This is a genomic window from Streptomyces sp. NPDC007189 (assembly GCF_040703635.1).
Lineage (GTDB): Bacteria > Actinomycetota > Actinomycetes > Streptomycetales > Streptomycetaceae > Streptomyces.
Genome location: NZ_JBEYEY010000007.1, coordinates 349328 through 375613 on the forward strand (window position 1 = coordinate 349328; position 26286 = coordinate 375613).

Here is a 26286-nt window from a genome sequence, read left to right on the forward strand (position 1 = left end):
GACCCGTCATCCCGTCGCCGTCTGCCCGCCTCCGGTGTCGATGAGGATCTGCTCCGCGGAGGTGATGTTGCCGGCCAGGACGGCCTGGGCCATCGCCGCGTGGGCGGCCTCGGGTGTCGCGTCCGGCGGGATGACCAGCAGCGAGAAGTAGTCCCTGTCGCCCCGGGTGATCAGGACGGTGTCGTCGCCCTCCGGGAAGGAGTCCACGTGCACCACGCGGTCGTTCACGGCGATCCGTGTCGGAAGCCCCTCCCAGGCTGTGGCGTCCAGCCCGACCCGGCTCAGCGGGCCCAGGTGCTCGGTGAGGGCGCTCAGCAGCGCGGGCAGCTCCGCCCCGATGTCCCGCGACCGCGGCCACCACGCACCGTCGAGCGCGCCTTCGCGTGATGCCGTGGTCTCCAGCCGGAGCAGTGCGCTGCCCGGCCGTACGGCATGGTGCACGCCGCTCGGCAGGATCCGGGAGCCACGGGATGTGTCGGAGTCGGTCATGAGGAAACCAACCGTTCGGCTGGGGTGCGAACACCGGATGCGCCTCGCTGCTGACCACGCTACTCCTCGGCACCGCCGGCACGGGCGCCGCCGGGAATCGCCGGACGCCGTCGCCGCACCGGAGAGCCCCGACTCGGCTACGGCTGCCCCGCGGCCGACGGCTTGACGGCGCGGACGATCGCCGAGTGCATGCCGTCGGCGACCTGGTGGGTCGGGGTGATGGAGACGTCGGTGAAGCCGGCGGCCTCCAGGCCCGCCCGGTACTCGGCGAAGGACAGGGCGCCGGCGATGCAGCCCACGTAGTCGCCGCGCAGCGCCCGCTGTCCGGGGGTGAGGGCGTCGTCGGCGACGACGTCCGAGACGCCGATACGGCCGCCCGGCCGCAGCACCCGGAAGGTCTCGGCGAAGACGGCGGGCTTGTCGACGGACAGGTTGATCACGCAGTTGGAGATGACCACGTCGACGGTGTTCGCGGGCAGCGGGATCGCCTCGATGGTGCCCTTGAGGAACTCCACGTTCGTCGCGCCCGCCTTCGCCGCGCTGGCCAGCGCCAGGGCCAGCATCTCCTCGGTCATGTCCAGGCCGTACGCCTTCCCCGTCGGCCCCACGCGGCGCGCCGAGAGCAGCACGTCGATACCGCCGCCGGAGCCGAGGTCCAGCACCCGCTCGCCCTCGCGGAGTTCGGCCACCGCGGTGGGGTTGCCGCAGCCCAGGGAGGCGGCGACGGCTTCGGCGGGGAGGGCGTCGCGCTCCTCGGTGGCGTAGAGGGTGGAGCCGAAGTTCTCGTCGACCTCGACGGGCTGGGGGCCGCAGCAGGCGGCGCCGCCCTCGGTGACCTGGACGGCTGCGGCTGCGTACCGCCGGCGGACGGTCTCCCGCAGATCGGTGGACTGCTCGCTCATCGCTTCACTCCTGGATGCCGGGTGTGCGTTGGGTGGACGGCCGGGCACGGCGGGGCCGGTTCCGCGGCCTGTATTGAAGTCTGTCGATGCAACCTTGCGCCTTGGATCGAGAAACGTCAACATAGAGGCATGTCGAAACAAGAGCTCCGGGTGATCGGCCAGGAGAGTGCCGCCGCCTGCTGCCCGGGCCTGGCCGCCGCACCGCTGGACGACGGACGTGCCGCGGAGCTGGCCAAGGTCTTCAAGGCGCTGGGCGATCCGGTACGGCTGCGGCTGCTGTCGATGATCGCCTCGCGGGAGGGCGGTGAGGTGTGCGTCTGCGAGATGACGCCCGCCTTCGACCTGTCCCAGCCGACGATCTCCCACCACCTCAAGCTGCTGCGCCGGGCCGGCCTGATCGACTGCGAGCGCCGGGGGACCTGGGTGTACTACTGGGTGCTGCCCGGGGTCCTGGACAAGCTCGCCGGGTTCCTGACCACGCCGCAGGCCGCAGGGGTGACGGCGTGACCGCGTCCCTCGGCCGCCGGGTCGCGGCCGAGGCGCTGGGCACCGGGCTGCTGGTGGCCGTGGTCGTGGGCTCCGGCATCCAGGCGACCGAGCTGTCGCACGACGTCGGCGTGCAACTGCTGGCCAACTCGCTGGCCACCGTGTTCGGACTGGGCGTGCTGATCACGCTGTTCGGGCCGGTCTCCGGCGCGCACTTCAACCCCGCCGTCACGCTGGCCGTCTGGTTCGCCGGCCGCCGCACCGGCACCGGGCCGAGCCTGCGCGAGGTCGCCGCGTACGTGCCCGCGCAGATCGCCGGGGCCATCGGCGGCGCGGTGCTGGCCGACGCCATGTTCGGCGCGCCGCTGGTCAGGTTCTCCGGTCACGACCGGTCCGCCGGACATCTGCTGCTGGGCGAGGTCGTCGCCACGGGTGCGCTGATCCTGCTCGTCCTCGGCCTGGAGCGGGCCGGCCGCGCCTCGCTCGCGCCGGTGGCCGTCGCCTCGTACATCGGGGCCGCCTACTGGTTCACCTCCTCCACCTCTTTCGCGAACCCCGCCGTCACCGTCGGCCGCGCCTTCACCGACACCTTCGCCGGGATCGCCCCCGCCTCCGTCACCCCCTTCGTCGGCGCCCAACTGGTCGGCGTCGTCCTGGGGTTGGCAGCCGTGGCGGTCGTGTACGGACGTCACGCACCCACCCGGGCCGACGGCATCGCCGTACCCCACGGCGCATCCGCACCCGGCCCCGGACTCCAGCCCGAAGCCGAACTCGCCTCCCCCTGACCGCCCCTCCGCCCGCTAGGACACCCCGCATGAGTTCCGCCGCCCAGCGCCCCTCGGTGCTGTTCGTCTGCGTCCACAACGCCGGCCGCTCCCAGATGGGCGCCGCCTTCCTCGCCCGCCTCGGCGGCGACCGGGTCGAGGTCCGCTCGGCCGGTTCCGCCCCCGCCGACGCGGTCAACCCCGCGGTCGTCGAGGCCATGGCGGAGGTGGGCGTCGACCTCTCCGCCGAGACTCCGAAGATCCTCACCACCGAGGCGGTGCGGTCCTCGGACGTCGTCATCACGATGGGCTGCGGCGACGCCTGCCCGGTCTTCCCCGGCAAGCGGTACCTGGACTGGCCGTTGGACGACCCGGCCGGCCAGGGCGTCGAGGCGGTCCGCCCCATCCGCGACGCCATCGCCCGGCGCGTACGCGCCCTGCTGACCGAACTGGGCATCCCGGCCCAGGCCGGGTAGGGCAGTCCGGCCGCCGGCGCGTCCGCCAAGGAGGCGGTTGCGGGGGCGGCTCGCTCGCCGACTGCTCCGCTCGGAGCGCTGCGAAGGAAGCGGTCCGGGGCCGGATCAGCGCCCGTAGGCCCGCAGGAACGCCGCCACCCCGGCCCTGATCAGGCGGTCCGTCTCCGCCTGGGGAAGCGGCAGGACGCCGTAATGGGTGAACTGGACGATCGTATGGGTCGCCAGGGCCATGAAGTGGGCGGCGGTCATGGCCGCGTCGTCGTGCGTGTCGAGCAGGCCGGCGTCCTCGAGGCGGGCCATCGCCTCGGCGACGGCCCGGCCGACCGGCTCCGGGCCCGCCTCGTGCCATGCCTTCAGGACCTCGGGCGGCACATGGTCGGCCTCGGCGTGGATGTGCCGGACGAGGGCGAAGTGGCTCGGGTAGTCCGTCATGAGTCCCGCGAACCCGCGGGCCAGCGCGACCAGGTCGCGCTCCAGGTCCTCCGCGTGCGGCGGCCGCTCGGGATGCAGCACCGATCGCAGGCAGGCGAGTTGGGCGTCCCGGACCTCGCTGGACGTCCATGTCACCACGGTCTGGAAGAGCTGTGCCTTGCCGCCGGGGAAGTGGTTGTAGAGGGTGCGCGTGGAGACGCCGGCCTCGGCGGCCAGCGCGTCGACCGAGGCGCGTGCGTAGCCCTCGCGGCCGAAGACCGTGCAGGACGCGCTCGCGATCGCCATCTGCTTCTCCAGCCTGCGCGGTGAGACCTCGCCTCGCGCCCGCGTCAGCCGGGCCTTGTTCGTTTCGCCCACGCCCGCCTCCCTGCCTGCTCCTCCGGCAGGCCACTCTACCCGAGTTACAACGAGCGTTGCACTTTTTACAACGAGCGTTGTACTTTGCTGGACGAGGGGCCGCACCGGGCGGCCGCTCCACCATGACAAGGGGGACACCTGTGTCTGTCACCAGCGAGAACGCCGTATCAGCCGCTGCCGCCGCCGACGCCCCGCTGCGCGTCGCGGTCATCGTGGGCAGCGTCCGGGAGGGCCGGCAGGGCCGGGCCGTCGCCGACTGGTTCCTCGGCGCGGCCGCCGGCGACACCGGCCTCGACCTCGACGTCATCGACCTCGCCGGGATCGATCTGCCGCTGGTGCTGCCCGAGTGGGGCGGCACGCCGAGCCCCGAGGCCGTGGCCGCGCTGCGGGACGTCTCGCCGCGGCTCGCCGCCGCCGACGCGTTCGTCGTCGTCACACCCGAGTACAACCACAGCTTCCCGGCGTCCCTGAAGAACTTCATCGACTGGCACCACGCCCAGTGGCGGGCCAAGCCGGTCGGCTTCGTCTCGTACGGCGGGCTCGGCGGCGGTCTGCGCGCGGTCGAGCAACTCCGGCTGGTCTTCGCCGAACTGCACGCGACGACCGTGCGCGACTCGGTCAGCCTGCACGGCCCCTGGTCCGGCCTCGGCGAGGACGGCACCCCGCGCGACGCGGCCGTGTGCGCCGGCGCCGCCAAGGGCATGCTCGGTCAACTCGCCTGGTGGGGGCGGGCGTTGCGGGCCGCGCGGGCCGAGCGTCCGTACGCGGGCTGAGGGCGGGGCGGGGGGAGAGAGGCGATGGAGACGCCCACGACCGCGCCCGCCGGGGCACCGGCCCGCCCGGGCCCGGATGCGGCCACGGCGCTGAACCGCACCCTGGCCGTCACCGTCATCGGCACGGTGATGGCGGTGCTCGACATGACGATCGTCAACGTGGCGCTGCGCCGGCTCTCGCAGTCCTTCGGCGCCTCGCTGGCGACCATCCAGTGGACCACCACGGCGTACACGCTCGCGCTGGCCGCCGTCATTCCGACCGCCGCCTGGGCCATGGCCCGGTTCGGCGCCAAGCGCACCTACCTGACCGCGCTCACGCTCTTCACGCTCGGCTCCCTGCTCGCCGCGTGCGCCTGGGACGCGGGCAGCCTCATCGCCTTCCGCGCGGTGCAAGGGCTCGGCGGCGGGCTGCTGCAACCGGTCGGCATGGCGATGGTGATGGGCGCCGCCGACCGGTCCCGGCTCGGCCGCGCGATGGCCGTGGGCGGGCTGCCCGTCTTCGTCGGCCCGGTCGCCGGTCCGGTCCTCGGCGGCTGGCTGGTCGACACCGCCTCCTGGCACTGGATCTTCCTGGTCAACCTGCCCGTGGGCGCCGTGGCCCTGACCCTCGCCGCATGCCTGCTGCCGGCGCACCCGCCGGCACCCGGGACCGCCGTGAGCGCTTCCGGCGAGACCTCGGTGAAGCCTTCCGGGAATCCCCCCGTCCGCCTGGACGTCCCCGGCCTGCTGATGCTCTCCCCCGGACTCGCCCTGCTCCTGTACGGCCTCGCCCGGGGCGGCGAGCGCGGTGACTTCACCACGCCCGGCACCCTTGTCCCGGCGCTCACCGGTGCGGCCCTCGCGGCGGCCTTCGGACGCCGGGCGCTCACCGCCCCGGCCCCGCTGCTGGACCTGCGCCTGCTGCGCGAGCGCGCCTTCGCCGCCGGCGCCGGCACGCTCGCCCTGTTCACCTGCGGCTACTTCGGCTCGATGCTGCTCGGCCCGCTGTACTGGCAGCAGGAGCGCGGCCTGAGCGCCACGGCGGCCGGCCTGCTGGGCGCGCCGGCCGGTCTCGTCGTCGGTACGACCATGCAGGTCGCGGCGCGGTGGATCGACCGCGTGGCACCGCGCCGGCTCATCCCGGCCGGTGTCGCGGTGGCCGCCCTCGGCATGGCGCTGATGGCCTGGCAGGCGGGGGTGCCCGGGGTCGCGCCCTGGCGGATGGCCGGGTCGGCCATGGTGATGGGGATCGGCATCGGGATGGTTCTGATGCCGACGATGACCACCGCGAGCCGTGATCTGCCCCGGGACCGACTGCCCGCCGCGAGCACCGCGCTGAGCATCACCTCCCAGCTGGGCGCGTCCGTCGGCACGGCCGTGCTGTCGGTGGTCCTCGCCGCGGCGGGCCCGCACCCGTCCGGCTTCCGCACGGCCTACACGGTCGCCGCCACCCTGCTGGCCCTGTCGGCCCTGCCCGCCCTGGCTCTCCCGGGGCGTCGGCGAGGGCGGTGAGGGACCGCGGGCTGAGCCGGGCCGGAAGCCGGGACCCGGATCCGCCGGTCCTCGCGTCCCGCCGCCGAGCACCGCGCGCGAACCCGGGCCGATAGCCCGGAACGGATCCGCCGGTCCTCGCGTCCCGCCGCCGAGCGCCCCGTGCGAACCCTGTCCGCCCTGGCTCTCCCGGGGTGTCGGCGAGGGCGGTGAGGGGCCGCGGGCTGAGCCGGGCCGGAAGCCGGGATTCGGATCCGCCGGTCCTCGCGTCACGCCGCCGAGCACCGCGCGCGAACCCTGTCCGCCCTGGCTTTCCCGGGGTGTCGGCGAGGGCGGTGAGGGGCGCCGCGGGCGAGCGGGCCGGAAGCCTGGACCGGATCCGCCGGTCCTCGTGTCCCGCCGCCGAGCACCGCGCGCGAACCCGGGCCGATAGCCCGGAACGGATCCGCCGGTCCTCGTGTCCCGCCGGCGAGCACCGCGTGCGAACCCTGTCCGCCCTGGCTCTCCCGGGGTGTCGGCGAGGGCGGTGAGGGACCGCCGGCGAGCCGGGTTGGAAGCCGGGACCCGGATCCGCCGGTCCTCGCGTCCCGCCGCCGAGCACCCTTCACGAACCCGCGCCGGAAGCCCGGAACGGATCCGCCGGTCCTCGCGTCACGCCGCCGAGCGACCCGCGCGAACCCTGCCCGCCTCACCCCACCCCCAGCTCCGTCAGCGGCAGCGTGTGGCGGGTCTGGAGGACCTTCGCGCGGAGGTAGCGGACGTTGTGGGGCGTGGTGAAGACGCCGGTCGGGATGCGGTCCCGGACGGTGACGCCCAGGGCGCGCAACTGCTCGGCCTTGTCGGGGTTGTTGGACAGCAGGTCCAGTTCGCCGATGCCGAGGGCGGCGAGCATCTGCGCGGCGGCCGTGTAGTCGCGGGCGTCCTCCGGCAGGCCGAGCGCGGCGTTCGCCTCGTAGGTGTCGAGGCCCTGGTCCTGGAGGGCGTACGCGTCGAGCTTGTTGTAGAGGCCGATGCCGCGGCCCTCCTGGCGGAGGTAGAGCAGGACGCCGCCGCGGCCGGCGATGCGCTCGACCGCCTCGCGCAGCTGGGGTCCGCAGTCGCAGCGGGCCGAGCCGAAGACGTCGCCGGTCAGGCACTCGGAGTGCAGCCGCACCAGCGGGACCGCGCCCGGCGCCGGGTCGCCGAGGACGACGGCGACGTGCTCCTGCCCGTCGGCCAGGCCGTGGAAGGTGACGAGCTCGGCGTCGACGCCGTAGCCGTCGTGGAAGCGCAGCGGTACCCGGACGCGGGCGCGCGGCGTGGCGGCGGGAGTGTCGGGCATGCGGATCCCTCCGTAGGCTGCTTGCTTCAGATTTGAAGCAGCGATACGCAGGGACCCTACCGCATGCTTAAAAGTTAAAGCAATCAGTTTCCGCCGGCCGGGGAATCGGGGCCGGAACAGGACGAACGGCGCCGCCAGGGCACGTCCTCCGCCCGCGGCGCGGCGCCCTCGCCCTGCAGGCCGCGCGCGATCCCCGTGCAGATCTCCTCCAGCTGCCCCACCTGCTCCGGCGTGAGCCGGTCGAACAGGGTGGCGCGCACGGTGTCGACGTGTCCGGGGGCCGTACGCTCCAGTACGGCCATGCCCTTCTCCGTCAGGACGGCGATGCTGCTGCGCTTGTCCCAGCGGCACTCCTCCCGGCGCACCAGCCCGTCCCGCTCCAGGCGGCTGACCACGTACGTCAGCCTGCTGCGCGTGATCTTCAGGGTCTCGGCGAGATCGGTCATCCGCAGCCGGCGGTCGGGCGCGTCGGAGAGGTTGGCCAGCACGGAGTAGAACAGGTGGGGCATGCCGGCGTCCTGCTGGAGCTGTCGGTCGACGGCGTCCTCCAGGAGGCGCGTCGCGGCGAGATACGCGCGCCAGGCGCGCAGCTCCTCGGGGCTGAGCCAGCGGGTCGTCATGCCGCCAGTGTAAGTTTGTTTCAAACTTGAACCAAGTGCCGCTTGTCGAACCCGGTACTGCCTCTTGAACCACACACCGCTTCGCCGACTCGCAGGGAGACCGCGCCGATGTCGTACCCGTACGTGCTGCTGTCCGCCGCCGTCTCCCTCGACGGCTACCTGGACGACACCGGCCCCGACCGGCTGCTGCTGTCCAGTCCGGCCGACTTCGACCGGGTCGACGCGGTACGGGCCTGTGTCGACGCCATCCTCGTCGGCGCCGGCACGATCCGCGCCGACAATCCGCGGCTGCTGGTCAACTCCGCCGAGCGGCGCGCGGCCCGGGTCCGGGCGGGCCGGCCGGAGTACCCGCTGAAGGCGACCGTCACCGCCACCGGCGACCTCGATCCCGGCGCGCGGTTCTGGCACACCGGCGGCGACAAGCTCGTCTACACCACCGACGAGGGGGCGCAGCGGGCCGTCGGCCGGGTCGGCGACGTCGCCGACGTCGTCCCGCTCGGCCCCGCCCTCGACTGGCGGGCCCTGCTGTCCCACCTGCACGACGTGCGCGGGGTGCGGCGGCTGATGGTCGAGGGCGGCGGCACGGTCCACACCCAGCTGCTGCGGCAGGGACTCGCCGACGAGCTGCAGCTGGTCCTCGCGCCGCTGTTCGTCGGCGACCCGGCCGCGCCCCGCCTGTTCGGGCCCGGCGGCTACCAGGCCGGCCGGCTGCGGCTCACCGAGACCCGCCGTATCGAGGACGTGGTCCTCATGCGCTACGAGCCCACGGCCCCCGGCAGCGGGCCGCTGCCCGCCGCCGCCGACCGGCACTGGCTGCGCACCGCCTGCGAGCTGGCCGCGCTGTGCCCGCCGTCGAAGACGGCGTTCAGCGTCGGCGCGGTGGTGGTCGCCGCCGACGGCACGGAGCTGGCCCGCGGCCATTCGCGGGAGGGCGGGGACGCGGTGGTCCACGCGGAGGAGGCCGCGCTGGCCAAGGTGGATCCGGCCGACCCGCGGCTGGCCGGCGCCACCGTCTACAGCAGCCTGGAGCCCTGCGCCCGGCGCGCCTCACGGCCCGCGCCCTGCGCCGAGCTGATCCTTCGCGCGGGGGTACGGCGGGTGGTCACGGCGTGGCAGGAGCCGGACACGTTCGTGCCGGGGGCCGACGGGACCGGGGTCCTGGCCGGCGGGGGCGCGCAGGTGGTCGTCCTGCCGGAACTGGAGGACCTCGCCAAGGCGCCGAACGCCCACCTGCTGGGGTGAACACTGCGGGCCCGGAGACACCGGGGGCCGAAAAACACTCAGGGCCCGGAAACCAGCTGGTTTCCGGGCCCTGAGCCTTCAGTAGCGGGGACAGGATTTGAACCTGCGACCTCTGGGTTATGAGCCCAGCGAGCTACCGAGCTGCTCCACCCCGCGTCGTTGTGACTCCAGCATACACCAGTCGGAGGGCCGCTCGACGACGCCCCTGGCGGCCCCCTCACCGAGCGTGACCGGGCGACCGCCGTCCGCATAACATCTGAGACACCATCAAAAACGCCGACGCTGCTGTACGCCGGTCAACTCGCCCCTTTTGCCGCACTCCTGGCCGGTAAGTCCGCGGCCGGAAACCTTAATGATCAAGCCGAACGGCTTGGAAAGTGACTGCCAGGTCTATTAACGTTCGATAACGCAGCGCGGTCGTCCCAGCCGTCACAAGAGGCGGCTCCGTGCGCACGCGCCGAATCCCGCGAGGGAACCGGGGAACCACCACCTTGGGGTGAATCACGCGGATGCCGTCGTGGACTCGCAGAGTCCACGTCCGGTATACGCGCGTAGGAGACCTTCCTGCTCCGAACCCGTCAGCTAACCCGGTAGGCGGAGGAAGGAAAGGAGCACGCCCGAGTGGCGTCCAACCCGCCCGCCCCAGAAGCCCCCTTCATGCCCCCGCAGGCCGAGCCGGAGACCTTCGGCTACGGCGCCTACCGCGCCGAGGAGGGCCCCTGGGAGGAGTGGAACCCCACCGAGGACTCCGTCTCCCCGGTCCGCGGCCGGCACCGGGTCGCCAAGCAGCGCGGCGGCTTCGCGCGCAGCTCCACCGTCCTCGGCGTCGGCGTGATGGCCGCGGTCGGCGCGGGCGGCATGGCCAGCGCCAACACCGGCAAGCCGCCGGTCTCCATCTCCCTGCCGGACCTGGACTCCGTCGAGCACATCTTCGACGGTTCCTCCCCCGCGCCCGAGGCCACCGCCACCGGGCTCAGCAAGGTCGGCACCACCACCGACAGCGCCGACAGCGGCAACGCGGGGGAGGCGCTGCGCAACCGGATCATGGCCCAGGCCGAGCAGCAGCGGGGCCAGGCCGACAGCAAGGCCACCGCCGCCGTGCTCGCCGCCGCCGAGAAGCAGACCGCCGACGCGGCCGCCAAGGCGGAGAAGGAGGCCGCCGCCAAGGCCACCGCCGCCAAGGAGAAGGCGGAGGCCGACGCCAAGAAGGCCGCCGAGGCCAAGCGGCTGGCCGAGCTGGCCAAGGAGTACACGCTGCCGGTCGTGTCCTACACGATCACCGGCACCTTCGGGCAGCCCGGCGCGATGTGGTCGTCCGGCTACCACACCGGTCTCGACTTCGCCGCCCCCACCGGCACCCTCATCAAGGCCGTCCACAGCGGCACGGTCACCGAGGCCGGCTGGGCCGGCGCCTACGGCTACCGCACCATCATCACGCTGGACGACGGCACCGAGCTGTGGTTCTGCCACCAGTCCTCGATCAACGTCTCCGTCGGCCAGAAGGTCTCCACCGGCCAGGTCATCGGCCGCGTCGGCGCCACCGGCAACGTCACCGGCCCGCACCTGCACCTGGAGGTCCACCCGAACGGGCAGGCCTCCGCCGTCGACCCGGCGCCGTGGCTGCGCGGCAAGGGCCTCAACCCCTGAGCCGCACCGCTCTTTTCGCGGGATTCCCACGCCGGTGGTGGAATGCGATCATCCACCGCCGGCGTTGACTTGTGGCATGACTTCTCTGCGCACACTCGGTTCCTCCGGCCTCGAGGTCTTCCCGCTCTGCCTGGGCGGCAACGTCTTCGGCTGGACCGCGGACGAGGAGACCTCCTTCGCCGTCCTCGACGCCTACGCGGAGGCCGGCGGCAACTTCGTCGACACCGCCGACTCCTACTCGGCCTGGATCGAGGGCCACAAGGGCGGCGAGTCCGAGACGGTCCTCGGCAGGTGGATCAAGTCCCGCGGCAACCGCGACCGCGTCGTCGTCGCCACCAAGGTCAGCCAGCACCCCGAGTACCAGGGGCTGTCCGCCGCCAACATCAAGGCCGCCGCCGACGCCTCCCTGCGCCGCCTGGACACCGACTACATCGACCTCTACTACACCCACTTCGACAAGCCCGAGATCCCCGTCGAGGAGATCATCGGCGCGCTGGACGAGCTGGTCCGGGCGGGCAAGGTCCGGCACATCGCCGCCTCCAACATCAGCCCCGAGCGCCTGAAGGCCTCGCTGGACTTCTCCGACCGCGAGGGCCTGGCCCGCTACGTCGCCCTCCAGCCCCACTACAACCTGGTCTCCCGCGACACCTACGAGGGCCCGCTGCGGGACCTGGTCGCCGCGGAGGGCCTGGCCGCGGTGCCGTACTTCTCCCTCGCCGCGGGCTTCCTGACCGGCAAGTACCGCCCCGGCACCAAGGTCGACAGCGCCCGCGCGGGCCGGGCCCAGGAGTACGCCGACTCCGAGCGCGGCCAGAAGGTCCTGGCGGCCCTGGACGAGATCGCCGCCGCCCACGACGCCCCCGTCGCCACGGTCGCCCTCGCCTGGCTCGCCGCCCAGCCCACCATCACCGCCCCGATCGCCTCGGCCCGCACGGTGGAACAGCTCCCGGCCCTGCTCGGCGTGGTCGACCTGAAGCTGACGGAGAAGGAACTGACCCAGCTGACGGAGGCGTCGGCTTGATCTCCCGCCGCGGCTGATCTTTTTCCGCCGTAACCGGAGCTCGTTACGTCCGATACGGGTTGTAGGCGGAGTAGGGCGCCGCCGGATAGCCGTACGCCGGCCAGTAGGGCGTGGGCGCCGGCGGCGTGTACACCGGCCGTGGCTGCGGTGCCACGCGGGCCGCGTACTCCAGCGCCGGCCGCGCGACATCCCGCCGCTTCCACAGCTCGTCCAGCAGCTCCCGCTCCCGTACGACGAAGTCGGCCCCGGCCTTCCCGCGGCGCCCCCGGTGTCGCAGGAAGGCGAGCGAGGTGGCGTACGCCTCGTACTGGGCCACGGCCCGCGCCGCCGGCCGGCCGCCGTGGTGCCGGGCGTAGTCCCGGGCCGTGCGCCGCGCCCGCATCGACCCGAGCGCGAACGGCTCGGCCGGTCCCAGCCACCCGGCCAGCACATACGCCGGCAGTTCCTCCCGCACGGTGCGCAGCTCCCGCTGCCGGGTGAAGATCGCGAGCCAGGTCAGCAGCCCGAACACGGGCACCATGAATCCGCCGTACACGGCGAAGAACCCGAACTCGCCGAAGGTGGAGGAGCCGTTCCAGAAGGCGTGCATGCTCATCGCCAGCAGCAGACCGCCGAGCGGCAGCAGCACCCGCCGGGCCCGCTGCCGCTCGGCGGAGAGCGCCGAGACGCCGAAGCCGAGGCCGGTGAGGGTGGTGAACAGCGGGTGCGCGAAGGGCGACATCACGATGCGCACGAAGAAGGTGGCGGCGGTGACGGAGGCGATGCCGCTGCCGCCGCTGACCTGGTCGGCCCCGAAGGCCGTGCCCAGGTAGAGGATGTTCTCGGTGAACGCGAACCCGGTGGCGGTGATGCCCGCTATCACCACCCCGTCGACGATCCCGGTGAAGTCGCGTCTGCGGAAGAGGAAGACCAGCAGGACGGCGGCGGCCTTGGCGGACTCCTCCACGATGGGCGCTATCACGGTGGCGCCCAGGGTGTCGGCACTGGCCGGATCGGCGGTGGCGGTGGCTATCCACTTGGTCGCGAAACTGTTGGCGACGATGGCTATCAGCGCCGCCGCGCACGCTCCCCAGGCGAAGGCGAACACCAGGTTCCGCCAGGGGCCCGGCTCCACCCGGTCCAGCCACCGGAAGGCGGCCATGAGCCAGGGCACGGGCAGCACGGCGAGGCCGAGCCCGACGAGAAACCCCTCGGTGCCGGTCTGCCGGCGCACCAGCGCCAGGATGACCAGACCGGACATGGCCAGCAGGGTGATCAGCGCCCCGTACCGCACCCACTGGCGCTGCCACCAGTGCGGATGGCGCAGCACGGGGCCGTGGGGGCCCGGGGGATACGTCGGGAAGGGAGGACTGGTGGCCACGGCATCGACCCTAACGGTGGCGGGACGAAGGGCTGGAGGTTTTATCGGTCCTGCTGACCGGACTGATCACAGTCCTGCCGGTCGCGGGGACCGCCGTCCCGGTGCGGTACGCGGCGGAAGAGCAGATCGTTCACCACGTGTCCCTTCTCCAGTCCCTGGCCCTCGAAACGGGTCAGCGGCCGGAACCCGGGGCGCGGCGCGAAACCGCCGTCCGCCTGCGTGTTCTCGAAGTCGGGGTGCGCGGTGAGGACCTCGAGCATCTGCTCGGCGTACGGCTCCCAGTCGGTCGCGCAGTGCAGAAGCGCGCCGGGCCCGAGCCGGGTCGCGGCGAGGTCGAGGAACGCGGGCTGGATGAGCCGCCGCTTGTGGTGCCGCTTCTTGGGCCAGGGGTCCGGGAAGTACACCCGCAGCCCGTCGAGGGAGTCGGGGGTGAGCATCTCCCTGAGCAGGATGATCGCGTCTCCGTTGGCCACCCGGACGTTGGACAGGCCGGCGCGGTCGGCCAGAGCGAGCAGATTGCCCTGGCCCGGGGTGTGGACGTCGACGGCGAGGATGTTGGTGTCCGGGTCGGCGGCGGCCATCTGCGCGGTGGCCTCGCCCATCCCGAACCCGATCTCCAGCACGACCGGTCGGTCGTTGCCGAACAGCTCGGCCAGGTCGATGACCCGCTGCCCGTCGATGTCGAGGCCCCACTTCGGCCACAGCCGCTGCAGCGCGTCCGCCTGCCCGGCGGTCACCCGGCTGCGCCGCGGCTGGAAGCTGCGGATGCGCCGCTCGAAGTGCGACCCGGCGGGATCGGCCTTGGGACCGTCCGGAAACCGGGGCTCCCCCTTGGCCCGGGTGTGCCGGACCGGCACGCCGGCGGTGTGGGGGACGGGCGTGGGGGCTTCGGGCGCGTTCAGGGAGTCAGACACAGTGCTTCCGATTTTACGGGGCACTACGCGGACGCCTTTCCGAGCATGTCCAGCACCCGGCGCCCGATCTCCCGCCCGATCGGCAGGGAGGCGGTGGCCGCCGGGGACGGCGCGTTGAGCACATGGACGGCCCGCGCTCCCTCCCGGATCAGGAAGTCGTCGACCAGCGTGCCGTCCCGCAGCACCGCCTGGGCCCGCACCCCGGCGGGGGCCCGGACCAGGTCGTCCGCCCGGACCGCGGGCAGCAGCCGGCGCACCGCCTGGAGGAACGCCCCCTTGGACAGCGAGCGGTGCAGCTCGCCGGCGCCGTATCTCCAGTGCCGCCGGGCGATCGCCCACGACCCCGGCCACGCCAGGGTCCCGGCCAGCTCCCGGGGGCGTACGACCCCCCAGCCGTACCCCTCGCGGGCCAGGGCCGGCACCGCGTTGGGTCCGATGTGCACGCCGCCGTCGATGCCCCGGGTCAGATGGACCCCGAGGAACGGGAAGGCCGGGTCCGGCACCGGATAGACCAGCCCGCGCACCAGCTCCGGCCGCGCCAGCTCGTAGTACTCCCCGCGGAACGGCACGATCCGCACCCCTGGCTCGTCCCCGGTCAGCCGGGCCACCTCGTCGCAGTGCAGGCCGGCGCAGTTGACCAGCACCCGCGCGCGCACGACGTCTCCGCCTGCGGTGAGGACGGCCACGCCCCGCTCCGGGCGGCGGTCGATCCGGACGACCCGGGCGCCGTAGCGGATCTCGGCGCCGGAGGCCTGCGCCAGCTGCCGGGCCACCCCGGCGAAGTCGCACACCCCCGTGGTGCCGACGTGTATGGCGGCGAGGCCGCGGACCTCGGGTTCGTACTCACCGATCTGCGCGGGGCCCAGCTCGCGGACCGGAATGCCGTTCTCCCGACCGCGCTGCACGAGCGCGTGCAGACGGGGCAGCTCCTCGCGCTCGGTGGCGACGATCAGCTTGCCGGTGACGGCGTGCGCGATGCCGTACTCGGCGCAGAACTTCACCATCTCGGCTGCGCCCCGCACCGCGTACCGCGCCTTGAGCGAGCCCGGGCGGTAGTAGATCCCGCTGTGGATCACGCCGCTGTTGCGCCCCGTCTGGTGCCGGGCCGGGCCCGGCTCCTTCTCCAGCACCGTGACCGCCGTGCCCGGCGCGGCACGGGTGATCGCATACGCCGTGGACAGCCCGACGATCCCCCCACCGACCACGAGCACATCACAGTCGTACGCCCCGACCGGCACCTGCACCACCTCCCACCTCGATAGTGCACTGCGCCACTGACAACGCCTTCAAACGCAGCCGGTGAGGCTTGTCATGCCGGGGCCATGAGCAGCGGCCGGGCCCGCTCCCGCAGCTCCACCACCCTCGGCTCGTCCCCGTACGGCTCCAGGCGGTGCAGCAGGTCCTTCACGTACTCCGTCGTCCTGGCCGAGGAGATCCGTCCGGCCACCTCCACGGCCCGCACGCCCTGCTCACAGGCGGCGTCCAGGTTCCCGGACTCCAGCTCGGCCACCGCCGAGACCACCAGCCGCAGCCCGTGCGACCGCACGAACTCCTCGGTCGGCTTCGACAGCGCCTGTTCCGTGAACCGCCGGACCTGGCGGGGCGCCTTCAGATCGCGGTAGCACTCGGCCGCGTCCGCCGCGAACCGGTCATAGCCATAAAAACCAAGCCAAGACGGGTCGTTGTCCCCTTCCCGTGACCGCTCCAGCCATCCTTCCGCCGCCTTCAGCGCGGCCCCGGCGGCCTGTGCGTCCCCCGCACGCGCGTGTGCCCGCGCCTCCACCAGCCGGAAGAAACTCATCGTCCGCGCGGTGGCCAGCCCGCGGTTGCGCTCCAGCGCGGCCTGCGCCAGGTCGACCCCCTCGTCGCCGAAGCCGCGGTAGGTCGCCTGCAGCGACATGGAGGCCAGCACATAGCCGCCCAGCGGAACGTCCGCCGCCGCGCGCGCGAGCCGCAGCGCCTGGATGTAGTACCGCTGCGCCGCCTCCTGCTGCCCGGTGTCGAAGGCCATCCACCCGGCGAGCCGGGTCAGTTCGGCGGAGGCCCCGAAGAGCGCGCGGCCCACCTCGTCGGAGTAGGAGCCGAGCAGCAGCGGCGCCGCCTCCACCCGCAGGCACTCCGGCACCATCGACGAACGCCAGTCCCCGCCGCCGTACTTGGAGTCCCAGCGCCGGGCGTCCTCGGCGGCCTCCCGCAGCTTCTGTACATCGCTGTGGCCGACTTTGATCGGTGCCCCGGAGCCGTCGGCGGAGCCGGCCTCCCGCGCGACCGAGCTGTCGGCGGGGGTTATCAGCCAGCGTGAGGCGGGCGTTGCGTATGCGCTCACTGCGAACGATCCGGCGAGCGACTGCCAGATGCCGCCGGAGCCGGCCCGGCGGCCCGCGAGGTCGAGGCGGTACAGCTCCGTCGCCGACTTCACCGCCTGGCCGACGTCTCTGGGGAAGGCGAGGCCCACTTCGGGCGCGGGATCCGCGTCCGCCAGGCCGATCTCGTGGAGCGGCACCGGGCGGCCGAGCTTCTGGCCGATGGCGGCCGCGATGAGGTGCGGCGCCGCTCCCTGCGGCACCATCCCCTTCGACACCCAGCGCGCCACGGAGGTCTTGTCGTAGCGAAGAGTCAACCCGCGTTGAGCGCCAAGGTCGTTGACGCGCCGCGCGAGTCCGGCGTTGCTGATTCCCGCGAGGGCGAGAACGGCGCCGAGTTTTTCGTTCGGCCCGCGTTGCTCCCTGGACATGCGCCACCCCTCGACACAGACGGCTGCCGCGCTGGCATAACCATGCGGCATTCGTAAACCCAGCGTAGTTCGCCGCATCCCAAGCGTTAAGGGGCATTGTTCCGGATGGCGGGATTGTGGTCCGTACGGAAGTGCGGTCCTGTACGCACCGTGCACGGCCGTTCGCCGCGTGCCCCCGCGCGTGTGGCCGTGCGCCCGTCCGTGCGCTCTTCTCCGGCCATCTCGGGAGCGGTTCCATGGGTCCTGCGTGGGTCGGCCCGCTGTACTGGATCCAGTGGGCTGGGGGACACCGCCACCTTCATCCCCGCGGGTGGCGGACCGGTCCGGGAGGCGATGCCCGCCTCCCGGACTGTGCGCGTTCATGCGCCGCCGCACGCTCCGAGGGCCTGTACGGAGCGTGCTCATCTTCCTTTTCGTTCAGCAGATTTGGCTGAAAATCGCCCCCGCCTGTCGCGGTGAACATCCGCTCCGACCATGCAACTTCGGGGCGCGAAGGGCGTTTTGGGGGAGCGTACAGGGGGCGCATTCGCGTCGTGTCCACCGGGCTCCCGCCCTGCGGTTCCCTCGATCGAAGCCGGTGCCGCCGACCCTCCACAGCACGCCCTTCGTGGCAGCATGGGGGTCCGGTTCGTACGGTGCACTGTTGTCCACAGGCTGTGGAGGCGTCGATGCGGTGGTTGGTGGGGTGGAGCAGCACCGCCGCGAGCTTCGCCGGAGTCGGCTCCGCGGGCGCCACCGGCTACGACGGCGAGACCCTGCACCCGGTCGGCTCCCAGCTGCTGTGGGGCGACCCGGACCCGCTGTGGGCCGTCGGCGACTGGCGTCCGGACGAGGTGCGCGTGGTGAAGGTCGACGCGGACAACCGCATCGCCGTCCTCGGTGTCTGCGGCGCCTCCGACGACGAGCTGCGGCGCGGCCTGTTCACCGCGCGCGGCGGCGCCCTGCGCCATCTGACGGCCTGGCCGGGCAGCTACACGGCCGTCGTCAAGGTCGGCCGCCGCATCACCGTCTGCGGCGATCTCGCGGGCGCCCGCCCGGTGTTCCACACCCCCTGGGCCGGCGGCACCGCCTACGCCACCGCCGCGCTGCCACTGGCCGACCTCATCGAGGCCAACCTCGACTTCGGCCACCTGGCCGCCCTGCTCGCCGCCCCGGACGTACCGGCCGCGCTGCGCGACACCACCCCGTACGAGGGCGTACGGCGCGTCCCGCCGGGGCACGCGCTCGTGCTGCGCGCGGGCTCACGCGAGATCGCCGGGTACGAGCCGGTCGCCTCCCTCGCCGTGGCCGCGCCCCCCGCCGACCCCGACCATGCCGTGGACGCCGTACGGGACGCCCTCGTGGAGGCGGTACGCGCGCGTCTGTCGGCGCCCCGGCACGTGCCCGACCTCGACCCCGGGCCGGTGCCCGGCATGGGCCCGGCCGAGCGGCGGGCCCGGCGCGGCATGCCCGTGCCCGGCATCGGCGCCGACCTCTCCGGCGGCCCCGCCTCCGGCACGCTCGCGCTGCTCGCCGCCGGGCTGCCCGGCAGACCCGGCACGCTCCTCGGCCACGGCACGGGCGCCGGCGAGCGGCTCCTCGCCGTCACCTTCAACGACCTGGCCGTCGGCGGCCGGGAGGCGGAACTGGAGCGCGCCGGCGCCCTCGCCGCGGGCCCGCGCCTGCACCACGTCGTCGTCACCGGCGCCGAGGAGACCCTGCCGTACGCCGAGCTGGACGGCCCCCTCACCGACGAACCCGGGCCCTCCCTGGTCACCGCCGCACGGCACCGCGCCCGGCTCGCCGCCGGCAGCGCCGACCACTTCACCGGCCACGGCGCGCGACAGGTCCTGGACGCCCACCCCGCGCGCCTCGCCGACCTGCTGATGGACCGCAAACGGCGCCATCTGGTCCGCCCGGTCGCCGCGCTCGCCAAGGCCGACGGCTCGGTGATGGTCCCCGCGCGCGTGTACGGCGCCGCCCGCCGGCTCGCCCGCACCCCCTATCGCGCCGGCCTTGAGGTGCTGGCCGAGCGGCTGATGCGGCGCCGCTTCGACGAGCCCGGGGGAGCGGTCGGCGCCTCCCTCGCCGCGCTGACCTGGGCCAGACCCGGGCCGGCCGCCCGCTGGCTGACGGGCGAGGCACTGGCCGAAGTATCGGTTCTGCTGCAGGGGGAGGCGGACCGCTCGGCGACCGGCGCCCAGCGTCCCGGCGAGTACCGCGCGCGTGCCGCCCTCGCCCGCCACGCCGCCGATCTGCGCGTCCTGGAACAGGCCGCCGAGATCCGCTCCCAGCGCCTGCACGCGCCGTTCCTCGACAACCAGGTCGTCCGCGCCTGCCGCGCCCTCCCGGAGGCCCTGCGCGTCCAGCCCGGCGCCCGCGCCTCCATCCTCCGTACGGTCCTGGAGGGCGCCGGCGTCACCGGCCTCCCGCCCGGCTGGGGCGCCCCCTCCCACGCCTCCTCGGCGGCGGCCGCCCGCGCGGGACTGCGCGTGGCCGCCGACCCGCTCCAGGACCTCTTCGCCAGCCCGCTGCTGGCCGACGCCGGCCTGGTGGAGGCGCGCGTCATCCGCAAGGCGCTGCGCTCGGCGGCCGACGGCGAGCCCCTTCCCCTCGACGGCCTCGCCGACCTGATCTCCCTGGAACTCTGGCTCCACCGCCTCCTGGCCCGCCGGGGCACCTGCTGGACGGGAACACCGGCACGCGCCCGCGCGGTACCCTCCGGGATCCAGCCGCGCCGGGGGGCTTTGGCCTCCGGTGCCTGAAGGTTCTGCGTGTCCGTCGTGGCCGGTCGCGCAGGTCCGAAGCCTGTCCAACAACCGCACCGCGCACCGAAGCGACACCGCTCGGTGAAACCCCGTCGCCCCACCCCCGACCCCCCGGGACAATGACCAGGTGCGGTACAGAATCCTGGGCGTGACCCAAGCGGCGGACGACCAGGGCACGCCCCTGCCCATCGGCGGCCAACGCCTCCGCACGCTGCTCACCGCCCTGGCCCTCCGCCCCGGCCGCCCCACCGCCGCCGACACCCTGATCGGCGAGATCTGGCCGGACGACCCGCCCCAGGACGCCCCCGCCGCCCTCCAGGCCCTCGTCGGCCGGCTCCGCCGTACCCTCGGCCGCCGCGCCGTCACGTCCACCCCGGGCGGCTACCGCCTGGAGGCGACCGCGGACGACGTCGACCTGTACGTCTTCGAGCGCCTCGTCCACACCGGCACCAAGGCCCTCGCCGCAGCCGACCCGGCCACCGCCCACCGCGCCCTCACCGAGGCGCTCGCCCTCTGGCACGGCCCCGCCCTCGCCGACCTCCCCGACCGCACCGCCGCCACCCGCCCGGAAGCCCTGCGCCTGGAGGCCGCCCGCGCCCGCGCCGCCGCCGCCCTCGACCTCGGCCGCGCCCCCGACGTCGTACCGGAGCTGACGGAACTCACCGCGGCCCACCCGCTGGACGAGCCCCTGCACGCGCTGCTCATCCGCGCCCTGCGCGACACCGGCCGCCCCGCCGACGCCCTCGCCGCGTACGAGTCGGTCCGCCGCACCCTCGCCGACACCCTCGGCACCGACCCGGGCCCGGAACTCAGGGACCTGCACGCGTCGTTGCTGAGGCAGGAGACGCCGGAGCCGTCGGAGCCGCCGAGGGCGCAGCCCGCGCCGGCCCAACTCCCCGAGCGCACCGGCAATCTCCGCCCCCGTCTGACCTCCTTCGTCGGGCGGGAACCAGAACTCGAGGCCATTCGTTCCGACGTGCACAGGGCCCGCCTGGTCACGCTCACCGGACCGGGCGGCTCGGGAAAGACCCGCCTCGCCGAGGAGGCCGCCGCAGGGCTTCCGCAGGCGTGGATGGTCGAGCTGGCCCCGCTCGACCATCCGGAGGCGGTGCCCGGCGCGGTGGTCAGCGCGCTCGGTCTGCGCGAGACCGTGCTGCTGACCAACGAGCTGGCGGTCCCGCAGGCCGACCCCGTCGCCCTGCTGATCGAGTACTGCGCCCCGCGCAGCCAGCTCCTGATCCTTGACAACTGCGAACACGTCATCGGCGCGGCCGCCGCCCTCGCCGAGACCCTCCTCACCCACTGCCCGGGGCTCACGATCCTCGCGACCAGCCGTGAACCCCTGGGCGTCCCCGGTGAGTCGGTGCGCCCGGTCGAGCCCCTGGTCCCGGAGCAGGCGCACCGGCTGTTCGCCGAGCGCGCCAAGGCCGTCCGTCCCGACGCCGAGGCGGTGCTCGCCGACACCGAGGCCGTGGCGGAGATCTGCCGCCGCCTGGACGGGCTGCCGCTCGCCATCGAGCTGGCCGCCGCCCGGCTCAGGCTGCTGACCCCGCGGCAGATCGCCGACCGGCTCGACGACCGCTTCCGCCTGCTCACCTCCGGAAGCCGCACGGTCCTGCCCCGCCAGCAGACCCTGCGCGCGGTCGTCGACTGGTCCTGGGACCTGCTGGACGAGCGCGAGCGCACGGTGCTGCGCGAGGTGTCCGTGTTCGCCGGCGGCTGGGACCTCGCCGCCGCCGAGGCCGTCTGCACCGGACCGGCGGCCGACCTGATCGGCGCCCTGGTGGACAAGTCCCTCGTCGTGGCCGCACCCTGCGGCCCCGACGGCTCCGGCGGCATGCGCTACCGCATGCTGGAGACCATCCACGAGTACGCCACCGAGCGCGCGGCCGAGGTCCCCGGACTGCGCGCGGCGGCCGAGCGACGGCACCGCGCGTGGGTGCGGGCGCTGGCGGAGGAGGCCGACCCGCGGCTCAGGTCGGCGGACCAACTGCGGTGGATCTCCCGCCTGGAGACGGAACTGGACAACATCCGGGCGGCCCTGGACCGCTCGGTGCGCGCCGGCGACGAGCCGGGGGCGGGCGCCATCGCCCTGGCGATGGGCTGGTTCTGGTGGCTGCGTAACCACCGCCAGGAGGCGGTCGCCTGGGTCCGCCTGGTCCTGTGCCTGGGCGTGGCCCTGGACACCCTCGCGGCCTCGGACGCCCCGGACGCACCGGCAGACCTGATGTCCCTGGTCGAGTCGGCCGACCCGGTCGGCGCCCTCCTCGCCAAGCCCGACGGCGAGGCCGGGCATCCGCTGCGGGAGCTGCGGATGGACCTGCGGATGCTCGACCTGTTCCTGACCTCGGAGTCGGGCGCCGAGCACCTGGCGGCCGACCCGCGCGCCCAGCAGTACATGGCGCGCGTCCGCGCCGCCTACGAGTGCGGTGGCCCGCAGGCCGCCCGGCTCCCGGGCATCGTCTGGCCGCTGACCGCCTACTACCTGGGGGGCGCTGGGGCCCTCGGACCGGACATGGCCGCGGCCGTCGCCAACTGCCGCGTCCACGGCGGTGACTGGGAGGTCGGCGTCACCCTGATGTACCGCACCCATGTGGTCGTCGACTCCCCGGGCAATCTGCGGGGCGTGGACGAGGACCTGGCCGAGCTGCGCATGCTCAGCCGGCGGGTCGGGGACCGGTGGATGCGGGCTCAGGTCTGCAGCGCGGCCGGCGAGGCGGCCATGGCGCGCGGCAGGTACACTGAGGCCCGCGCCGAGTACGAGGAGGCGCTGCGCCTCGCCTACGAGGTGGGGGCCCACGCCGAGTCGCCGTTCCTGAAGGCGCGGCTCGCCGAGATCGCCTACCGCTCCGGCGACCCCGAGACCGCGCTGGCCGCGCTGGACGAGGCGGGAGCGGCCGCCGACCGGTACGCGGTGCCGGAGTCGCGCGCCTTCGTGCTGCTGATGCGCGCCCACATCGCCCTGCACTACGGACAGACCGCAAGGGCCCGCGAGCTGTACGAGGAGACCCGCGCGGTGGCGGGCGGCGGCACCCCGCCCCCGCAGTTCGACGCGGCCCTGCGCGCGGTCGAGGCGCTGCTCGCCGCCGAGGAGTCGGGTCCCGCGCACGGGTTGCCGATCCTCGCCGAGGCGCTGCGCGAGGCCGTGGACCGGCGGTGCTCCGAGGCCATCACGGCGGTGCTGGTGGACACCGCGGCCGGGCTGCGGGCCCGGTGCGGCGATCTGGCCGGTGCGCTGCGGCTGTTGGCCGCCGCGGACCACTGGCGCGACGGCAACCCGCGCCCCGAGCCGGAGGCCGGCCAGGCCGCCCGGGTGCAGGCCGACGCCCGCGCGGACCTGCCCCCCGAGCGGTACGAGGCCGAACTCGCCCGGGGCGCCCTGCTCGGCGTGGCCGGTGTCCTGCGCGAACTCGGCGCGGCCGCGGCGCCCGCCGAACGCGGCCGGTGACGGTGGCGGGGCCTACCGGCAGGTGAACCGGGACTCCGCCCAGTCCGCGAGGGCCGCCCGGTCGAAGAGGTTGCTGTGCGGTCGCACCACGAGCCGTACGGCCCTGCGCCCGGCCAGGTTCACATGCACGGGCACGGCAGGGTCGTTTCCCTTGACCATGCCGGACTGCCACAGCCGGACCCCGTCGGCGTAGACGGAGAAGAACACCTTGCCGAGGCCGAGCGTCATGTCGTCCACGCCCGCCAGTGCGTCGTACGCGGTGCACTGCCGGTTGAGGGCGATGGTGACGGAGGACTCGCCGTGCACGGTCACCCCGTGCGCGTACTGCTTGCCGCCGATCGACAAGCCGTAGCGCTGCCACACCCAGCTGCTCTCGCCGAGCTGGATCTCGGGCTCGGTGCCGTCGCCCACGACGTCGTAACGGAGGGCGCTGACCTGGTACACGGTGGGCGCGGGCGGCGGAGTGGGCGTCGGCGTGGGTTCCGGTGGGGGGGTCGGCGTCGGGGTGGGTGTCGGCCTGGGCCGGGGAGTGGGCGTCGGCGTGGGTTTCGGTGTCGGTGTGGGCGGCGGGGTGGGAGACGGTTTGGGGGCGAGCACCACCGGCTGGGGCGAGGGCTTCTTCGTCGACGGGGCAGGCGTCGGCGCCGGGGGCTGGACGACGGGCGCGGACGGGGCCGGCTTGGCGGCCTCCTTCGCCGGCGGCTGGCTGTCGTTCACCAGGGCCAGCGCCACCGCGGCGGCGGCCACCGCGACCACCCCGGCCGCGATCCCCGCCTTCACCGGGGCGCCGAGCCCCTCCGAGGCCGCGGCGCCGCCCGTGCCACCGGCCCCGCCGGACGACCCGCCGGCCGCCGCGGCCGCACCCGCCGCGCCGACCCCGGCGCTGCCCGCGACGATCCCGAGCGCCTTGGCGTACCCGGCGGCCCCGAACCAGCCGATGACCGCGACCGGGACGACGCCGGGGATACCGCCGGCGACCTCTTCGATCTGCGCGGCCGCGAGCCGGCACTTGGCGCATTCCTCCAGGTGCTTGCGCAGGCCCCGTTCGGCACGGATGCGCAGTTTGCGGCGGGCGTAGGTGCCGAGCTGGTCGGCGTAGCGGGCGCACTCCTCGTCACCGGCGAGGGAGGCGCTGACATGAGCCTGGAGATAGGCCTGCTTCAGCCCCTCGCGGGCGCGGCTCGCCAGCACGCGCGTGCCGTTGGCGTCCAGCCCGAACAGGACGGCCACCTCGCTCGGGGACTCGTCCTCCACCTCGGTGTGCCACAGCACGGCCTGCCAGCGCTCGGGCAGCGAGCGGAAGGCCCGCATGGCCAGGGACTGCTCCGCCTCGTGCATCGCCCGCACATCGGCGCCCAGGTCGAGCGTGTCGTTGTCCGACACCTCGGAAGCCCGTGAGGACTGCTGGGCGAAGACGGCGAAGTCGTCGACGAGCTGCTCGCGCCGGGCGGACTTCGTCCAGTGCGCGGCGACGCGCCGTACGGAGGTGAGCAGATAGGCGCGAACGGCGTGCTTGGGCCCGGAGCCCGCGCGCACCGCCTGCAGCATCCGCGCGAAGACCTCCGCCGTCAGGTCGTCGGCGGTGTGCCCGTCCCGGCAGCAGGTGCGCGCATAGCGCCGTACGGCTTCCGCGTGCCGCCGGTACAGCTCCTCGTACGCGGAGTCGTCGCCGCCGCGCATCCGCTCGATCAGCTCGCCGTCGTCGGGCGACGTCTCCCGGGGCGGCGGCAGCACACTGCCCTCACGCTGGGCGGGCACGCTCGTCTCGCCGCGCCCCACGGAAGCCGGTGGTCCGCCCTGGTTCGGCACCTGCGGCCGCGCCGGCCCGGCGGCCTCCGCGTCCGCGTCGTCACCGCGTGACTCGTCCCACCCGTCAACGCCCATAGCGGAAAGCCCCCGACCCCCGACCAGCCCGATCCGTCACCGGCACAGGGTGGCACAGCGGCTTCCGGTCAAGGCCCGCGTGTTCACGGCATCCACTCATCCGAGGGCTGTGGCCGCCACACACTTTCGGCTGCTGCTCGAAAGGGTGAACCGAGCCAGACCGAGAACGTGAGGGAGCGACAAGCCACGACGGACCCGCAGTCCGAGGACCACGGGCCCGTCCGCCTCCTGTGCGCTCTCTCGCGCTCTCTCGCGCTCTTCGGCGTTCTTACGCGGGACGCGACCGCAGACCGTCCAGCAGGATGTCGAGCAACCGCGCCGACGCCGCCGCCTGCTGCGCGGCATCCGGCAGGGACGGCGCCGCCGTGGCGATCACCAGCAGCACATCCCCCACCGACACGTCCGCCCGCAGTTCACCGGCCGCCCGGGCCCGCTCCACCAGCTGCCCGACCACATCGAGCAGCGCCCCGACCCCGCTGTCCTCGGCGCCCTGGGCGGACTCCGGCACCAGCCGAAGCTCCCCGCCGCCCGGCTGCACCCGCTGCTGCGGCACCCGGGTCTCCTCGGCGACGCCCACCGGCGCACCCGGCCCGGCCGGAGAGGCGGAGTCCGGCGCGGAGCCGACCCGCAGCACCTGCGGCGGCAGCAGCCGCCCCGCCCCCGACGCCACGGACGTGCGCAGGAACCGGGACAGCGCCGACCACGGCTCGTCCTCCTGCCCGAGCGCGGCCCGCGCCTGCTCGGTGAGCCGAGCGGTCTCCTCCTCGGCTATTCGCCGGACCAGGACGTCCTTGCTGGGAAAGCGCCGGTACACCGTGCCGACGCCCACCCGGGCGCGCCGCGCCACGTCCTCCATCGGCGCGCCGTACCCCAGCTCGCCGAACACCTCACGCGCCGCACGCAGCACGTGCTCCAGATTGCGCTGTGCGTCCACCCGCAGCGGAGCCGTACGCGCCCCGTCCGCGCGCCCGTTGCCCGCCGCCGCGTTCATCGCCCCGCCGCCCGCTGCGAGCGCGGCTGCGGATGACCAATGCGTGTCCTGAACATGCATGTATTTCCCCCGGTAATGACGTCTCCCCCCGGAGACTCCCCGCCTGTGCCGCGAAGTGCGTGGAACTGACGTCGTTCTCGACCGGGTCCGCCCGTCGCGGAACCTGTTCGACCACATCCCCTACACCCCGTCGACACACGAACATAGT

21 protein-coding genes, 1 tRNA gene and 1 riboswitch are annotated in these 26286 nt (G+C 74.0%); of the genes, 10 read left to right on the plus strand and 12 right to left on the minus strand.

Features of this window, described 5'->3' with window-relative positions; all coding sequences use genetic code 11:
- Positions 1–6: 6 nt before the first annotated feature.
- A complete protein-coding gene (locus tag AB0950_RS17760; protein ID WP_360153644.1) occupies positions 7–489 on the minus strand; it encodes a DUF5994 family protein in 483 nt (160 codons plus the stop codon).
- A gap of 137 nt (positions 490–626) precedes the next feature.
- Positions 627–1391, minus strand: a complete 765-nt coding sequence (gene arsM / locus AB0950_RS17765) for an arsenite methyltransferase (protein ID WP_360153647.1) — start codon at positions 1389–1391, stop codon at positions 627–629.
- Positions 1392–1520: 129 nt separating this feature from the next.
- Between arsM and AB0950_RS17770 the strand changes: the two genes are divergently transcribed.
- From AB0950_RS17770 to AB0950_RS17780, 3 genes are read left to right on the plus strand one after another with little or no spacing between them, the layout of a single operon-like run.
- Positions 1521–1898, plus strand: coding sequence for a metalloregulator ArsR/SmtB family transcription factor (locus tag AB0950_RS17770; protein WP_366778863.1), 378 nt, complete (start codon positions 1521–1523; stop codon positions 1896–1898).
- Positions 1895–2662: an MIP/aquaporin family protein gene (locus AB0950_RS17775; RefSeq protein WP_366778864.1), complete on the plus strand. Its 768-nt coding sequence runs from the start codon at positions 1895–1897 to the stop codon at positions 2660–2662. The genes AB0950_RS17770 and AB0950_RS17775 overlap by 4 nt, the downstream gene beginning before the upstream one ends.
- 29 nt (positions 2663–2691) lie before the next feature.
- Complete coding sequence (locus AB0950_RS17780; protein WP_360153656.1) at positions 2692–3117, plus strand: arsenate reductase ArsC; 426 nt, start codon at positions 2692–2694, stop codon at positions 3115–3117.
- A 105-nt stretch (positions 3118–3222) separates the two neighbouring features.
- Here AB0950_RS17780 and AB0950_RS17785 read toward each other — a convergent pair whose 3' ends face one another.
- The gene (locus tag AB0950_RS17785) at positions 3223–3906 is read right to left on the minus strand and encodes a TetR/AcrR family transcriptional regulator (RefSeq protein ID WP_366778865.1); all 684 of its coding nucleotides are present in this window, start codon (positions 3904–3906) and stop codon (positions 3223–3225) included.
- Between the two features lie 140 nt (positions 3907–4046).
- Between AB0950_RS17785 and AB0950_RS17790 the strand changes: the two genes are divergently transcribed.
- On the plus strand, positions 4047–4679 hold the full coding sequence (locus AB0950_RS17790) for an NAD(P)H-dependent oxidoreductase (protein ID WP_360153662.1): 633 nt from the start codon (positions 4047–4049) through the stop codon (positions 4677–4679).
- A gap of 24 nt (positions 4680–4703) precedes the next feature.
- Entirely contained in the window at positions 4704–6170 is a 1467-nt protein-coding gene (locus AB0950_RS17795; RefSeq protein WP_366778866.1) for a DHA2 family efflux MFS transporter permease subunit, read from the plus strand.
- 667 nt (positions 6171–6837) lie between these two features.
- On the opposite strand, the gene ribA is transcribed toward AB0950_RS17795, so the two are convergent.
- Entirely contained in the window at positions 6838–7470 is a 633-nt protein-coding gene (ribA, locus tag AB0950_RS17800) for a GTP cyclohydrolase II (RefSeq protein ID WP_360153668.1), read from the minus strand.
- Positions 7471–7553: 83 nt separating this feature from the next.
- Positions 7554–8090, minus strand: coding sequence for a MarR family transcriptional regulator (locus AB0950_RS17805; protein ID WP_360153671.1), 537 nt, complete (start codon positions 8088–8090; stop codon positions 7554–7556).
- Between the two features lie 108 nt (positions 8091–8198).
- On the opposite strand from AB0950_RS17805, the gene AB0950_RS17810 reads away from it, so the two are divergent.
- Entirely contained in the window at positions 8199–9332 is a 1134-nt protein-coding gene (locus AB0950_RS17810; protein WP_366778867.1) for a dihydrofolate reductase family protein, read from the plus strand.
- Positions 9333–9414: 82 nt separating this feature from the next.
- Here AB0950_RS17810 and AB0950_RS17815 read toward each other — a convergent pair.
- Positions 9415–9488: transfer RNA gene (locus tag AB0950_RS17815), tRNA-Met, on the minus strand.
- 289 nt (positions 9489–9777) lie between these two features.
- A riboswitch (cyclic di-AMP (ydaO/yuaA leader) is annotated at positions 9778–9946 on the plus strand.
- 7 nt (positions 9947–9953) lie between these two features.
- Here AB0950_RS17815 and AB0950_RS17820 point away from each other — a divergent pair.
- Both AB0950_RS17820 and AB0950_RS17825 read left to right on the plus strand, forming a co-directional pair.
- Positions 9954–10979, plus strand: coding sequence for a M23 family metallopeptidase (locus AB0950_RS17820; protein WP_360153677.1), 1026 nt, complete (start codon positions 9954–9956; stop codon positions 10977–10979).
- 76 nt (positions 10980–11055) lie between these two features.
- Entirely contained in the window at positions 11056–12000 is a 945-nt protein-coding gene (locus AB0950_RS17825; protein WP_360153680.1) for an aldo/keto reductase, read from the plus strand.
- Positions 12001–12043: 43 nt separating this feature from the next.
- On the opposite strand, the gene AB0950_RS17830 is transcribed toward AB0950_RS17825, so the two are convergent.
- The 4 genes from AB0950_RS17830 to AB0950_RS17845 all read right to left on the minus strand — a co-directional run bounded on the left by AB0950_RS17830 (position 12044) and on the right by AB0950_RS17845 (position 17008).
- Positions 12044–13360, minus strand: coding sequence for a PrsW family intramembrane metalloprotease (locus AB0950_RS17830; RefSeq protein ID WP_366778868.1), 1317 nt, complete (start codon positions 13358–13360; stop codon positions 12044–12046).
- A 41-nt stretch (positions 13361–13401) separates the two neighbouring features.
- Positions 13402–14274, minus strand: a complete 873-nt coding sequence (trmB, locus tag AB0950_RS17835) for a tRNA (guanosine(46)-N7)-methyltransferase TrmB (protein WP_360153686.1) — start codon at positions 14272–14274, stop codon at positions 13402–13404.
- A 23-nt stretch (positions 14275–14297) separates the two neighbouring features.
- Complete coding sequence (lhgO, locus tag AB0950_RS17840) at positions 14298–15521, minus strand: L-2-hydroxyglutarate oxidase (protein WP_360153689.1); 1224 nt, start codon at positions 15519–15521, stop codon at positions 14298–14300.
- A gap of 62 nt (positions 15522–15583) precedes the next feature.
- Positions 15584–17008, minus strand: a complete 1425-nt coding sequence (locus AB0950_RS17845; protein WP_330339079.1) for an MFS transporter — start codon at positions 17006–17008, stop codon at positions 15584–15586.
- Positions 17009–17676: 668 nt separating this feature from the next.
- On the opposite strand from AB0950_RS17845, the gene AB0950_RS17850 reads away from it, so the two are divergent.
- Both AB0950_RS17850 and AB0950_RS17855 read left to right on the plus strand, forming a co-directional pair.
- A complete protein-coding gene (locus AB0950_RS17850) occupies positions 17677–19752 on the plus strand; it encodes an asparagine synthase-related protein (protein ID WP_366778869.1) in 2076 nt (691 codons plus the stop codon).
- 151 nt (positions 19753–19903) lie between these two features.
- The gene (locus tag AB0950_RS17855; RefSeq protein WP_366778870.1) at positions 19904–23203 is read left to right on the plus strand and encodes a BTAD domain-containing putative transcriptional regulator; all 3300 of its coding nucleotides are present in this window, start codon (positions 19904–19906) and stop codon (positions 23201–23203) included.
- Between the two features lie 12 nt (positions 23204–23215).
- On the opposite strand, the gene AB0950_RS17860 is transcribed toward AB0950_RS17855, so the two are convergent.
- Together AB0950_RS17860 and AB0950_RS17865 are read right to left on the minus strand one after the other, a co-directional pair.
- Positions 23216–25087 carry a sigma-70 family RNA polymerase sigma factor gene (locus AB0950_RS17860; protein ID WP_366778871.1) on the minus strand — a complete coding sequence of 624 codons (1872 nt, stop codon included), beginning with the start codon at positions 25085–25087 and terminating at the stop codon, positions 23216–23218.
- 268 nt (positions 25088–25355) lie between these two features.
- On the minus strand, positions 25356–26138 hold the full coding sequence (locus AB0950_RS17865; RefSeq protein ID WP_360153701.1) for a helix-turn-helix domain-containing protein: 783 nt from the start codon (positions 26136–26138) through the stop codon (positions 25356–25358).
- Between the last annotated feature and the right edge of the window lie 148 nt (positions 26139–26286).

Bases quoted from the DNA above. Each gene is read 5' to 3' on its own strand.
- AB0950_RS17860 (WP_366778871.1), bottom strand. From the start codon at position 25,087: ATGGGCGTTGACGGGTGGGACGAGTCACGCGGTGACGACGCGGACGCG.
- AB0950_RS17865 (WP_360153701.1), bottom strand. From the start codon at position 26,138: ATGCATGTTCAGGACACGCATTGGTCATCCGCAGCCGCGCTCGCAGCG.
- AB0950_RS17795 (WP_366778866.1), top strand. From the start codon at position 4,704: ATGGAGACGCCCACGACCGCGCCCGCCGGGGCACCGGCCCGCCCGGGC.
- AB0950_RS17810 (WP_366778867.1), top strand. From the start codon at position 8,199: ATGTCGTACCCGTACGTGCTGCTGTCCGCCGCCGTCTCCCTCGACGGC.
- AB0950_RS17760 (WP_360153644.1), bottom strand. From the start codon at position 489: ATGACCGACTCCGACACATCCCGTGGCTCCCGGATCCTGCCGAGCGGC.
- AB0950_RS17770 (WP_366778863.1), top strand. From the start codon at position 1,521: ATGTCGAAACAAGAGCTCCGGGTGATCGGCCAGGAGAGTGCCGCCGCC.
- AB0950_RS17805 (WP_360153671.1), bottom strand. From the start codon at position 8,090: ATGACGACCCGCTGGCTCAGCCCCGAGGAGCTGCGCGCCTGGCGCGCG.
- arsM (WP_360153647.1), bottom strand. From the start codon at position 1,391: ATGAGCGAGCAGTCCACCGATCTGCGGGAGACCGTCCGCCGGCGGTAC.
- AB0950_RS17825 (WP_360153680.1), top strand. From the start codon at position 11,056: ATGACTTCTCTGCGCACACTCGGTTCCTCCGGCCTCGAGGTCTTCCCG.
- AB0950_RS17850 (WP_366778869.1), top strand. From the start codon at position 17,677: ATGCGGTGGTTGGTGGGGTGGAGCAGCACCGCCGCGAGCTTCGCCGGA.
- AB0950_RS17845 (WP_330339079.1), bottom strand. From the start codon at position 17,008: ATGTCCAGGGAGCAACGCGGGCCGAACGAAAAACTCGGCGCCGTTCTC.
- AB0950_RS17780 (WP_360153656.1), top strand. From the start codon at position 2,692: ATGAGTTCCGCCGCCCAGCGCCCCTCGGTGCTGTTCGTCTGCGTCCAC.
- ribA (WP_360153668.1), bottom strand. From the start codon at position 7,470: ATGCCCGACACTCCCGCCGCCACGCCGCGCGCCCGCGTCCGGGTACCG.